Source organism: Streptomyces sp. NPDC005648 (assembly GCF_040605395.1).
Classification (GTDB): Bacteria; Actinomycetota; Actinomycetes; order Streptomycetales; family Streptomycetaceae; genus Streptomyces.
On the sequence record NZ_JBEXCS010000092.1, the window covers coordinates 1 to 13,224 of the forward strand.

General features: G+C 72.5%; 7 protein-coding genes. All 7 read left to right on the top strand.

Annotated features, from left to right (window positions below):
* Positions 1-252 precede the first annotated feature (252 nt).
* The 7 genes from ABZT17_RS36215 to ABZT17_RS36245 all read left to right on the top strand — a co-directional run bounded on the left by ABZT17_RS36215 (position 253) and on the right by ABZT17_RS36245 (position 13,103).
* Positions 253-858 carry a small secreted protein gene (locus tag ABZT17_RS36215; protein ID WP_356355505.1) on the top strand — a complete coding sequence of 202 codons (606 nt, stop codon included), beginning with the start codon at positions 253-255 and terminating at the stop codon, positions 856-858.
* Positions 859-901: 43 nt separating this feature from the next.
* Positions 902-2,431, top strand: coding sequence for a class I SAM-dependent methyltransferase (locus ABZT17_RS36220; RefSeq protein WP_356355507.1), 1,530 nt, complete (start codon positions 902-904; stop codon positions 2,429-2,431).
* Between the two features lie 181 nt (positions 2,432-2,612).
* Complete coding sequence (locus ABZT17_RS36225; RefSeq protein WP_356355508.1) at positions 2,613-4,925, top strand: serine/threonine-protein kinase; 2,313 nt, start codon at positions 2,613-2,615, stop codon at positions 4,923-4,925.
* A gap of 119 nt (positions 4,926-5,044) precedes the next feature.
* Positions 5,045-5,242, top strand: a complete 198-nt coding sequence (locus tag ABZT17_RS36230; protein ID WP_356355509.1) for a hypothetical protein — start codon at positions 5,045-5,047, stop codon at positions 5,240-5,242.
* A 292-nt stretch (positions 5,243-5,534) separates the two neighbouring features.
* The gene (gene topA, locus ABZT17_RS36235; protein ID WP_356355511.1) at positions 5,535-8,348 is read left to right on the top strand and encodes a type I DNA topoisomerase; all 2,814 of its coding nucleotides are present in this window, start codon (positions 5,535-5,537) and stop codon (positions 8,346-8,348) included.
* A 146-nt stretch (positions 8,349-8,494) separates the two neighbouring features.
* Positions 8,495-11,797 carry a dTMP kinase gene (tmk, locus tag ABZT17_RS36240; protein WP_356355513.1) on the top strand — a complete coding sequence of 1,101 codons (3,303 nt, stop codon included), beginning with the start codon at positions 8,495-8,497 and terminating at the stop codon, positions 11,795-11,797.
* A 100-nt stretch (positions 11,798-11,897) separates the two neighbouring features.
* Positions 11,898-13,103, top strand: a complete 1,206-nt coding sequence (locus ABZT17_RS36245) for a DNA polymerase III subunit delta' (protein WP_356355515.1) — start codon at positions 11,898-11,900, stop codon at positions 13,101-13,103.
* Positions 13,104-13,224: the final 121 nt, after the last annotated feature.

Genomic DNA, 13,224 nt, shown 5'->3' on the forward strand with positions numbered 1-13,224 from the left:
GCCGCGCCGACCACCGTCGACAGCGCCGTGTTGTCGGCGAGGTGCTTGTCGAACAGGGCGAGTGTCATCGAACGCGTGGTGACGCGTCGTCCGCCCGTTTCCGCATCCGTGCCCGGTCTGTGCGGGGCATGTGTGTGCAGCCTCACGGTGAGCCTTCTCTCGCCTGGTGCAAATAGCTGCAAATAGGTCTCTAGTGGACGGTTGGCATGCGGTTGACGTCGATGCGGCGTGTATGTTCCGGGGCCGAGAGCCATGGAAGGGACCAATCCGGTGAACAAGAAGCTCGCGGCCGCACTGTCCGGCGGTGCGGTACTGGTACTGGCGCTGTCGGGATGCAGCAGCGGCAACGGCAACAACGACAAGCTGAACGCCTGGGCCAAGCAGGTCTGTGACGCCGTACAGCCGCAGGCCCAGAAGATCGAGGGCGCCAACGCCGCGATCCAGAAGCAGACCTCGGACAACAGCGCGCCGGCGGACGTCCAGAAGACCGACGCACAGGCCTTCCAGGACATGTCCGACGCCTACCGGGCGATCGGGGCCGCCGTCCAGAGCGCCGGGGCGCCGGACGTCGACAACGGGGCGCAGAAGCAGAAGAACGCGGTCAAGGAGCTCAACGACATCGCCGCGTCCTATGCCACGCTCCAGGCGCAGGTCGGCAAGCTGGACATCAAGGACCAGGCCAAGTTCGCCGACGGCCTCAAGGGCATCGCGACCTCCCTGGACAAGCTGAGCCAGAGCGGCAACGACGCGCTGAAGACCCTGGAGGAGGGCAACGTCGGCAAGGCGATGTCCAAGCAGGCCAGCTGCAAGAGCTCGCCCGCTTCGGCGCCCGCTTCCGCGCCCGCGACGACGAGCTGACACAGAGCTGCGAGCGGCCGCTCCCGGCGGCCACAATGGGGGCGTGAGTACCTCCAGCCTCCCCGCCCTGCCCGCCACCCCCGCCTCCGGTGGTGCCGAAGTCGCCGCCCGGCTGCGGGACGCCCTGCTCGGCGCGTCCTTCACCGCCGACGGGCTGCTCGAACTGCTGGGCGCCCCCGCGTACGCGGCGCTGGCACGCAGCGAGACCGTGCCCGCGCTCCGGGCGACGCGCGGGGACACCCCGCTGGAGGTGCTCGTACGGCTGTTCCTGTTGCAGCAGCCCGTGCCGCACGCGCGCGTGGAGGGCGTTCTGCCGCTCGACGCCCTTGTGGAGAGCGGATGGCTGGTGCGGGCCGGGGCCGACGAGGTGGCCGCGACCGTGGATGTACGGCCGTACGGCGGGCCCGGCGGCGAGGACTGGTTCATCGTGTCCGACCTGGGCTGCGCGGTCGGTGGCGCGGGCGGGATCGGCAGCAGGGACGAGGGAGTCGTCCTGGGCGTCGGCGGCGCGTCCACGACCCTGGCCGGCATCACCGTCCGTACGCCCGTCTCCTCGGCCCTGGACCTCGGTACCGGCTCCGGTGTCCAGGCCCTGCACGCCGCACGGCACGCCACGCGCGTGACGGCGACCGACCTCAACCCGCGCGCGCTGCACATCACGGCGCTCACGCTGGCGCTGTCCGGCGCGCCGGCGGCCGATCTGCGCGAGGGGTCGCTGTTCGAGCCGGTCAGGGACGACGAGACGTACGACCTGATCGTGTCGAACCCGCCCTTCGTCATCTCGCCGGGTGCGCGGCTGACCTACCGGGACGGTGGGATGGGCGGGGACGATCTGTGCCGCTCGCTCGTTCAGGGGGCGGGGGTGCGGCTGAACGAGGGCGGGTTCGCGCAGTTCCTCGCCAACTGGCAGCACGTGGAGGGGGAGGACTGGCAGGACCGGCTCAGGTCGTGGGTGCCGCGCGGGTGCGACGCGTGGATCGTGCAGCGCGAGGTGCAGGACGTCACGCAGTACGCCGAGTTGTGGCTCAGGGACGCCGGTGACCACCGCGGGGACCCGGCCGAGTACCAGGCGCGCTACGACGCGTGGCTGGACGAGTTCGAGGCGCGCAAGGTGAGGGCCGTGGGCTTCGGCTGGATCACCCTGCGTAAGACGGCCGCCGCCGAGCCCTCGATCACCGTGGAGGAGTGGCCGCACCCGGTCGAGCAGCCGCTGGGCGACACCGTACGGGCGCACTTCGACCGCCTCGACTACCTGCGCGCGCACGACGACGCGGCCCTGCTGGAAGGGCACTTCAGGCTCGCCGGCGAGGTCGTGCAGGAGCAGGTCGGGCTGCCCGGCGCCGAGGACCCGGAGCATGTGGTGCTGCGTCAGAACCGCGGAATGCGCCGGGCCACCAAGGTGGACACGGTCGGCGCCGGCTTCGCGGGCGTGTGCGACGGCTCGCTGAGCGCCGGGCGCATCCTGGACGCCATCGCCCAACTGGTCGGGGAGGACCCGGTGTTGCTGCGCGACCGGACGCCGGCGCAGATCAGGCTGCTGGTGGAGCAGGGGTTCCTCGTGCCGGTGGAGTGATCCCGGGCCGCATGTCACCCCTGGGGCGGTTCCGCACCCCTGGCACCGGCTGTGCCCGATCTGACGGGATTTACGGGATTGATGATGAAAAGTACTCCTGTCAGTGGTGCATGCGACGCTACTTTCTAGAGACAGGCTCCACGCGTCCTCGGGGGAGGCGCGCTGTCTCGGGGGAGGCACCATGGCCGGTGGGACGACGCAGCACGGCGAAGGCCGGATGATCAACGGGCGGTACCGGCTGGTGCGGACCCTCGGAGCGGGCGGTATGGGCCGGGTCTGGCTCGCCCACGACGTGGAACTCGCCTGCGAGGTCGCCGTCAAGGAGATCGCGCTGCCGGACGTGCCGACGGACGGCGAGGAGATCGCGCAGCGCATCGCCCGCGCCCGCAGCGAGGCCCGGCACGCGGCGCGGCTGCGCGGCCACCCGCATGTGGCCACCGTGCACGACGTGGTGGTGCACGAGGGCCTCCCCTGGATCGTCATGGAGTACGTCCCGGACGCGGTCGACCTCCAGGCCATGACCCGGGGTTCGGGCCCGCTGCCGCCCGACCGGGTGGCCCGGATCGGCCTCGCCGTCCTGGACGCGCTCATGGCCGGGCACCGGATCGGCATCCTGCACAGGGACGTGAAACCGGCCAACATCCTCCTGGCCCCGGACGCCTCGGGCGACGCCTACGCGCGCGTGCTGCTCACCGACTACGGCATCGCCCTCATGCCCGAGTCCCGCGAACCCCGGCTCACCGCCACCGCCGGCATCCTCGGCACCCCCGGCTACCTCGCGCCGGAACGCGCGCGTGGCGAGCCGCCCACCCCGGCCGCCGACCTGTTCTCCCTGGGCGCCACGCTGTACACCGCCGTCGAGGGCCGCGGCCCCTTCGACCGCAACGGCGACTACGCGACCCTCACGGCCCTCCTCGGCGAGGAGCCGACCCCGGCGGTCCGCGCGGGCGAACTGGCGCCCGTGCTGCACGGGTTGCTGGTGAAGGACCCGACGCGCCGCTCGGCGCCGGAGACCGTGCGGCACGGACTGGAGCGGGTCCTCCAGCAGGCCGCCGCGAGCGCGCCCGCGCAGGTCTTCGGCCCGCCTCAGGGGTACGTCGGGAACCTGTCACCGCAGCCGGGCCCGTCGGGCGGTGTGCCGCAGGGATACGCGGTGAGCGGACCGGCCCAGGGCGGCACCCCGAACACCCCGTCGGCGCCCGGGTACGGGTCGGGCGGCGCGCCCGCGGGCCATGTGGCCGGCGGGCCGTACGGAGGCACGCCGCCGTTCACGCCGGGAGCGCCCCCGGCCGGCCCGGGAGCGTCTCCGGCCACCCCGGGCGGGCCGCCGTACACGCCGGGTGGACCGCCGTACACGCCGGGCGGGCCGCAGACGCCCGGGGCACCGCCCGCACCGCAGACGCCGGGCGCACCGCAGACCCCCAACACCCCGCAGACACCCGGCGGGCCGCAGGGCCCGGGACCGTATCAGGGCTGGAATCCCTACGCGGGCAGCCCCACGGTGACGTACGCGGGAGGCGGTACGCCGCCCCCGTACCCGGGTGGACCCGGGCAGAGCCCCGCGGGCGTACCGGAGAGCGGTGATACGGGGCGTCGGCGGCGACCCGAGATCCTCGTCGCCGTGGTGGCCGCGGTTGCTCTGGTGATCGGTGCCGGCGTATGGGGGGCGATCTCGCTGACCGGCAACCAGCACAAGCCCGGGCCGCACCCGACCGCGTCCGCCCCCAGGTCCCCGGCGTCCTCCGCGCCCGCTCCGACCGGGCCGGTCTTCGTGTACGGCAAGGAGGTCGGACTCACCAAGGCCTTGCAGGCGGGGGACTGTGTCAAGGCGGTTTGGACCGGGGAGCCGTTCAAGTCCGCGCCCAACCTCGGGGTGGTGGACTGCGCGGCCGACACCCCCGAGGGCCAGGTGGTCGCCGTCGACTCGGCGGCGGACTACGCCGACGCCCGTGATCATGGAGCGGACCGCTGCGCTCGCCAGAGCAAACCCCTCGCCCAGAGCCTCCCGGACGCCGGGTACTACGCCGTGGTCCCCACTCAGCAGGGCTTCGGCGCGGCCCAGGGCAGTACGGCCTGTCTGGTGCTCGGCCGGCATGTTCCGATCGGGGGCGAGATCGGAAGGTTCCGGGACGCGGGCGTGGACATGTCGTCCGCGCAGATGAGCGTCGGCGACTGCTTCACCTACAAGGAGGACAAGGACACGATCCACACCTATCTCACGGACTGCGGCCAGGGCCACACCGACCAGGTGATCGGCTTCGCCGATGCCCCGGCGAACATGGACTTCACGACCGGGACCAAGGAGCACGACAAGCTGTGCGGCAACAAGTTCCAGTCGACCTGGGCACCGGGCACCAAGCGGTACATCACTGGCTGGTGGCCCTCCAAGGAGTACTGGAACCAGGGGTTCACGACGATGATCTGCACCTTGGAGCCCGCCGACGGCGGCAAGGAGACCGGGCAGGCCACTCCGGCCGCGTCCGGCTCGGCATGACGTTCCCCGGCCGGGTGGGGCGCGGTGCACCGGCGCCCCGCGTTCACCCCGGGTTCGCCCGTGCGTCGCCCGCCCGTGGCAACGTCCGGTGCCGGTATCCCGCACCGGAAGGACTCACCATGGAGAGCGGCCCGGCGATCTTCACCGGCACGGTGTTCGACCTGTTCGGAGCCGCTCTGCTGGTCTGGGTCGGCGTCCGGCTCCGGCACCGCCGACCCGTCGCCCTCGGTGTGAACCCGGTCGCATCCGCCACCGTCGCCGTGATCGCCGGCGTAGGGGCTCTCGTGCTCGGCGTGTGGTGTTTCGGGCGCGTGTGACGACGGCCCGGCTCAGGATTCCCGGAGGTCGGCCGACCTGGTCCGGGGCCGTGTGACGGCCTGGGGCGGAGGTGACCGGGAGACGGCCTTCCGCAAGATCCCGGAATGCCGCTGAGCACTCCGGGCGGCAGGAATGGCGCGACTCGGGTTACCGTTCGAGTGGCCGTTGTGGGCTTTTCCCGTTTGACACGGGGGCGGGATGTACCGTCACACTCCGCAGCGTCACCATGACTGTGCCCCGGGACGTAGGCCTGGGGAGGCCCCAGCGTCGACCGGAGAGAGAAGAGCGAAGTTGTCCCCGACCAGCGAGACCGCAAAGGGCGGCCGCCGACTCGTCATCGTCGAGTCGCCTGCCAAGGCGAAGACGATCAAGGGCTATCTCGGCCCGGGTTACGTCGTCGAGGCGAGCGTCGGGCACATCCGCGACCTCCCCAACGGCGCCGCCGAGGTGCCGGAGAAGTACACCGGCGAGGCCCGCCGTCTCGGTGTGGACGTCGACCACGACTTTCAGCCGATCTATGTGGTCAACGCCGACAAGCGGGCCCAGGTCAAAAAGCTCAAGGATCTGCTCGCCGACTCCGACGAGCTCTTCCTCGCCACCGATGAGGACCGCGAGGGCGAGGCCATCGCATGGCACCTCCTGGAGGTGCTGAAGCCCAAGGTCCCCGTCAAGCGCATGGTGTTCCACGAGATCACCAAGGACGCGATCCGCGAGGCCGTCGCCAACCCGCGCGACCTCAACAAGCGCATGGTCGACGCCCAGGAGACCCGCCGCATCCTCGACCGTCTCTACGGCTACGAGGTCTCGCCGGTCCTGTGGAAGAAGGTCATGCCGCGACTCTCGGCGGGCCGTGTCCAGTCGGTCGCCACCCGGCTCGTGGTGGAGCGGGAACGCGAGCGCATCGCGTTTCGTTCCGCCGAGTACTGGGACCTGACGGGCACCTTCGCGACCGGCCGTGCGGGGGACTCCTCGGACCCGTCGTCGCTGGTCGCCCGGCTGCAGACCGTCGACGGCAGGCGGGTCGCGCAGGGCCGTGACTTCGACTCCCTGGGACAGCTCAAGAGCGCGAACACCCTCCACCTCGACGAGGCCAATGCCCGCGCCCTGGCCGCCGCTCTGGAGAACACCCGGTTCTCCGTGCGGTCCGTCGAGTCCAAGCCGTACCGCCGCTCGCCGTACGCCCCCTTCCGTACGACCACGCTCCAGCAGGAGGCGAGCCGCAAGCTCGGCTTCGGCGCCAAGGCGACCATGCAGGTGGCCCAGAAGCTGTACGAGAACGGCTTCATCACCTACATGCGTACGGACTCCACGACCCTCAGCGACACCGCCGTGACCGCCGCACGCGCCCAGGTCACGCAGCTGTACGGCGCCGACTACCTGCCGTCGGCCCCGCGGACGTACGCCGGGAAGGTCAAGAACGCGCAGGAGGCGCACGAGGCGATCCGCCCCTCGGGTGATCGTTTCCGCACGCCCGCCGAGACCGGCCTGACCGGCGACCAGTTCCGGCTGTACGAACTGATCTGGAAGCGGACCGTCGCCTCCCAGATGAAGGACGCGACCGGCAACAGCGTGACCGTCAAGATCGCCGGCACCGCCGCCGACGGCCGGGACGTCGAGTTCACCGCCTCCGGCAAGACGATCACCTTCCACGGCTTCCTGAAGGCCTACGTCGAGGGCGCGGACGACCCGAACGCGGAACTGGACGACCGCGAGCGCCGGCTGCCGCAGGTCGCCGAGGGCGACCGGCTGAGCGCCGAGGAGATCACGGTCGACGGGCACGCCACCAAGCCCCCGGCCCGCTACACCGAGGCCACCCTGGTCAAGGAGCTCGAAGAGCGCGAGATCGGCCGCCCGTCGACGTACGCGACGATCCTCGGCACGATCCTCGACCGTGGCTACATCTTCAAGAAGGGCACGGCACTCGTCCCGTCCTTCCTGTCCTTCGCCGTCGTCAACCTCCTGGAGAAGCACTTCGGGCGGCTCGTCGACTACGACTTCACCGCCCGGATGGAGGACGACCTCGACCGCATCGCGGCCGGCCAGGCCCAGTCCGTGCCGTGGCTGAAGCGCTTCTACTTCGGTGAGGGCACTGCGGACGGCGGCGCGGCCGACGCCGGCAACGGCGACGGGGACCACCTGGGCGGCCTCAAGGAGCTGGTGACCGACCTGGGCGCGATCGACGCCCGCGAGGTCTCCTCGTTCCCGGTGGGCAACGGCATCGTGCTCAGGGTCGGCCGCTACGGCCCGTACATCGAGCGCGGCGAGAAGGACTCCGAGAACCACCAGCGCGCGGACGTGCCGGAGGACCTGGCACCCGACGAGCTGTCGATCGAGCTCGCGGAGGAGCTGCTCGCCAAGCCGAGCGGCGACTTCGAGCTGGGCGCCGACCCGGAGACGGGCCACCAGATCGTCGCCAAGGACGGCCGCTACGGCCCGTACGTCACCGAGGTGCTCCCCGAGGGCACCCCGAAGACCGGCAAGAACGCCGTCAAGCCGCGTACGGCCTCCCTGTTCAAGTCGATGTCCCTCGACACGGTGACCCTCGCCGACGCCCTCAAGCTGATGTCGCTGCCGCGTGTCGTCGGCGCCGACGCCGAGGGCCAGGAGATCACCGCACAGAACGGCCGTTACGGCCCGTATCTGAAGAAGGGCACGGACTCCCGCTCGCTGCAGACCGAGGACCAGCTCTTCACGATCACCCTCGAAGAGGCGCTGGAGATCTACTCCCAGCCCAAGCAGCGGGGCCGGGCGGCCACCAAGCCGCCGCTCAAGGAGCTGGGCACCGACCCGGTCAGCGAGAAGCCGGTCGTGGTCAAGGACGGCCGTTTCGGCCCGTATGTGACCGACGGGGAGACCAACGCGACCCTGCGCTCCGGCGACAGCGTCGAGGAGATCACCCCGGAGCGCGGCTTCGAACTCCTCGCCGAGAAGCGGGCGAAGGCCCCCGCCAAGAAGACGGCGAAGAAGGCGCCCGCGAAGAAGGCCCCGGCCAAGAAGGCGACGGCCGCGAAGAAGACCGCCGCCAAGAAGACGACGGCGGCGAAGAAGACGACCGCCAAGAAGACGGCCGCGACCGCCGCGAAGAAGGCGACGGCCACGGAGTGACGAGGGTGCGGGGCCGGGCCTGTTGAGGGCCGGCTCCTTCACATCCCGTTCGCGAAACGAACGCCCCGGTATCGCTTTGGTGTCGGGGCGTGCGCACGTTCGGGCGCACGCCGTGGGTTGTCAGTCGCTCCCGATAGGCTGAAAGCATGACGCGAGCGGAGCAGCCAACGGCCCACCACCCGGCCCCCGACGACGCCCTTGTCGCGGACTCCCGCGAGCGCGCCGTCCGCGCCCTGCTGAGCCGTCCGCAGCTGAGGCGGCTGTGGAGCGCGCACCTCGTGGGGTCGGTCGGCGACACCCTCGCCCTTCTCGTGCTGGTGGTCCTCGCCCTCCAGGCGGCCATCGCCGAGGGCTCCTTCGGGGGCGACTACCGGGGCGTGGCGTTCGCAGTGGCGACCGTTTTCGGGGTGCGCATCCTGGCGACGCTGCTCTTCGGCGCCGTACTCCTCGGCCCGCTCACCTCGCTGACCGCGCAGGAGGGCCCGCTCGACCGCCGCTGGACCATGGTCGGCGCCGACGGCGTCCGCGTCCTCGCGCTGATCGTCGCGCCCCTGTGGATCGACTGGATGCCGGCCGACGCGCTGGCGGTCGTGCTGGTCACCGCCTTCGTGACCGGAGTCGCCGAGCGCTTCTGGACCGTGTGCCGGGAGAGCGCGGCGCCCGCGCTGCTGCCCGCCCCGCCGCTGGAGGGCGCTACGGTACGGCCGCTGCCGGACCATATGGACGCGCTGCGCCGCCTGTCGCTGCGCACGAGCTTCGTGGCGATCCCCCTGGCCGCCGCCGCGCTCGTCGTCGCGGCGTTGCTCAACAACCTTCTGGGCACCGGGATCGCCTGGTTCGAACAGCATCAGGCGGCGCTCGCCTCGTATGTGGCGGCCGGTCTGTTCGCCGCCTCCCTGTCCGTCGTGACCTTCCTCGAACTGCCCGGCACCCGCACCCCGCGCGCGCGTTCGCCGCTGGAGGGCCTGCGCCGCCCCAAGACGGGCACGGGCGTCGACAAGGGGCGTACCGGCGCCATCCCGCTGCTGGTGCTCGCCGCCGCGGCCGTCGCGGGCGCGATCTCCGCGGCCGTCGCCGTGTCGGCGCTGCACGCCACGGACCTCGGCGGCGGCCCCGCCCTCTTCGGGCTGCTGGTGCTCACGCTCACCGGCGGTGTCGTCGCCGGCATCCGTACGGCGCCGAAGCTGCTGGTGTCGCTGTCCCGGCGCCGTCTGCTCGCCCTGGCGATCGCGTTCACCGGCATCGCGCTGCTGGCCGCGGGTCTCGTCCCGGACGTCACCAGCGTCGTGCTGATCCTGGGCCTCGCCGGTGTCGGCGCGGGTGTAGCCGCCAACATCGCCCACACCCTGCTCGACCAGGAGGCCGAGGACTACCGGCGGGCGCGGACCACGGAGCATCTGCACGCGGTCGTCCGGGTCTCGGTGGCACTCGGCGCGGTCGTCGCTCCGGTGGTCGCGGCGGGCATCGGCCCGCACCGCCTGGAGAACGGCAGGTTCGTGTTCGCACACGGCGGCGCCGCCTTCACCCTCATGCTGGTCGGCGCGCTGCTGCTGCCGGTGGCCGCGCTGGTGCTGGCCAAGGTCGACGACCGTTCCGGTGTGCCGCTGCGGCACGATCTGCGGGACGCGCTGCTCGGCGGCGACGACCCGGTGACGGTGCCCGCCGCGAGCGGCTTCTTCATCGCCCTGGAGGGCGGCGACGGCGCGGGCAAGTCCACCCAGGCCGAGGCGCTCGCCGAGTGGATCCGGGCCAAGGGCCACGAGGTCGTGGTGACCCGCGAGCCGGGCGCCACACCGGTCGGCAAGCGGCTGCGGTCGATCCTGCTGGACGTGTCGAGCGCGGGCCTGTCGCACCGGGCGGAGGCGCTGCTGTACGCGGCGGACCGGGCGGAGCACGTGGACACCGTGGTGCGGCCCGCCCTGGAGCGCGGCGCGGTCGTCGTCTCCGACCGGTACATCGACTCGTCGGTCGCCTACCAGGGCGCCGGCCGTGATCTCTCCCCGACCGAGATCGCCCGCATCAACCGGTGGGCGACGAACGGCCTGGTGCCCCACCTGACGGTCCTGCTGGACATCTCCCCGGAGAGCGCCCGCGAGCGGTTCACCGAGGCGCCGGACCGGCTGGAGTCCGAGCCCGCCGAGTTCCACGCGCGCGTGCGGTCCGGTTTCCTGACGCTGGCCGCGGCCGACCCCGGACGGTATCTGGTGGTGGACGCCGGCCAGGAGCCCGAGGCCGTCACGACCGTCGTACGGCACCGGCTCGACCAGATGCTGCCGCTGTCCGAGCAGGAGATCCGCGAGCAGGAGGAGGCGCGGAGGAAGGCCGAGGAGGAGGCCCGCCGCAAGGCGGAGGAGGAGGCCGCCCGGAAGGCGGAGGAGGAGCGGCTCGAGCGCGAGCGCCAGGAGCAGCTCGCCAAGCTCCGCGCCGAGGAGGAGGAGCGCAAGCGGCGCGAGCTGGAGGAGGCGCAGCGGCGCGAGGCCGAACGGCAGGCGGAGGAGGCCCGGCAGCGGGCCGAGGAAGCGCGTCGGCGGGCCGAGGAGGAGCGGCAGCGGCTGCTCGCCGAGGAGAAGGCGCGCGCCGAGGAGGAGGCCCGCCGCAAGGCCGACGAGGCGCGGCGGCGCAAGCAGGCCGAGGAAGAGGCCCGGCTGCACGCCGAGGCCGAGGCGAAGCGGCTGGAGAAGCAGCGCAAGGCCGAGGAGGCGCTGCTGCGCGCCGAGGAGGCCCGACGGCTCGCCGAGGAGGCCGCGGCCGCCGCGGAGGCGGGCCCCAGGCAGCCCACCGCGCCCGCGGTGCCGGTCGACGCGGCGACCGTGCCCACACCGGTGGTGACGCCGACGAACGCGTCCGGCGGCCCGGTGGAGGAGACGGCCGTGCTGCGGCCGGTGCGGGACGGTGACGGTGCGGGGGCGGCCGACGGGGGTCGTGGTGCCGACGGTGGCAGGGGTACTGGTGCTGCCGCTGCGCCGTCCGGGAGCGAGTCCGACTCCGAGGTGACGACCCAGCTGCCGCAGCCGCCGGCTCCCGCTGGGGCTGCGGACGAGACCGCGGTGTTGCCTCCGGTGGTGCCAGGTGCGGCGGATGAGACGGCCGTGCTGCCTCCCGTGGTGCCGGGCGCCGCGGATGAGACGGCCGTGCTGCCTCCCGTGGTGCCGGGCGCCGCGGACGAGACGGCCGTGCTGCCGCCGGTTCGGGGCGAGGACGCCGCGGATCGGGTGCCGCCCGGGTTCTTCCGGGACGAGCCCGTGACGGTCCGGCCGGAAGGGGTCGAGGACCGTACGCGCGAGATGCCCCAGCTCGACGCGGACGGGACGCCTCGGCGCAGGCCCCGGCCGGACTGGGCGGAGGAGACGCCGTTGGACGACCTGCCCTCGCTGGCCGACGAGCTGCTCGGCCCGCACCAGGACGAGCAGGACGAGGGCCGCGGACGACGTGGGCGAGGGCGCCGCTGACGTCGGGCGACCGTCGTTGTCAGTGCCACCCCGCACAATGGATCCCGCAACACGCACCCGTGACGAAGGGGCGAACCGTGACGAAGGGGCGGGGTGACACATGACCGTATGGGACGACCTCGTCGGCCAGGAGAAGGTGGCCGAGCAGCTGGACGCCGCCGCTCGGGACGCCGACGCCTTCGTCACCGCCGCCGCGGCCGGCACCCCACCGCCCGAGGCGTCGAAGATGACCCACGCCTGGCTGTTCACCGGGCCCCCCGGCGCCGGCCGGAACCAGGCGGCGCGGGCCTTCGCCGCCGCGCTGCAGTGCGTGTCACCGGACCGCGCGCTCGGCGGTTCGCCCGGCTGCGGGTTCTGCGACGGCTGTCATACGGCCCTCGTCGGGACGCACGCCGACGTCACCACCGTCGCCGCGGTCGGCAGCCAGATCCTCGCCGACGACATGCGGGACACCGTCCGGAAGTCGTTCACCTCACCGGCGAACGGCCGCTGGCAGATCATCCTCGTCGAGGACGCCGAGCGGCTCAACGAGAAGTCGGCCAACGCCGTGCTCAAGGCGGTGGAGGAGCCCGCGCCGCGCACCGTCTGGATGCTGTGCGCGCCCTCGATCGAGGACGTGCTGCCCACGATCCGCTCGCGCTGCCGCCACCTGAATCTGCTGACCCCGTCCGTGGACGCCGTCGCCGACATGCTCGTACGACGGGAAGGCATCGAGCCCGCCGTCGCCGCGGCCGCGGCCCGCGCCACCCAGGGACACGTCGACCGCGCCCGGCGCCTGGCCACCGACCCGGCCGCCCGTGCGCGCCGCGCCGCCGTGCTGAAGCTGCCGCTGCGGGTCGAGGAGATCGGTGGTGCGCTCAAGGCCGCCCAGGAACTCGTCGACGCGGCCGCCGAGGACGCCAAGCAGCTGGCCGAGGAGATGGACGGCAAGGAGACCGAGGAGCTGAAGACGGCACTGGGGGCGGTCCAGGGCGGACGGATGCCGCGCGGTACGGCGGGGGTGATGAAGGACCTGGAGGACAAGCAGAAGCGGCGCCGTACGCGTACGCAGCGCGACAGCCTGGACCTCGCGCTGACCGACCTCACCGGCTTCTACCGCGATGTCCTCGCCCTGCAGCTCGGCACCCGTGTCGCGCTGGCCAACGGGGACGCCGAGGACACCCTGGAGCGGTTGGCCCGAGGCGGCTCTCCCGAGGCCACTCTCCGCCGCATCGAGGCGATCGCCGCCTGCCGGGACGCCCTGGACCGCAATGTGGCCCCGCTGCTGGCGGTGGAGGCGATGACGATGGCGCTGAGAGCGGGCTGAGGGGGGAGTGGCGTAGAGGAGCGGCGGCCGAGAGCGCAGAACACTGCGGCGGGGCTTGCGCCGATCAACGGAGGTTGCTTGCGCCGATCAACGGAGGTTGACCAGGTAACTCGTACGAGCC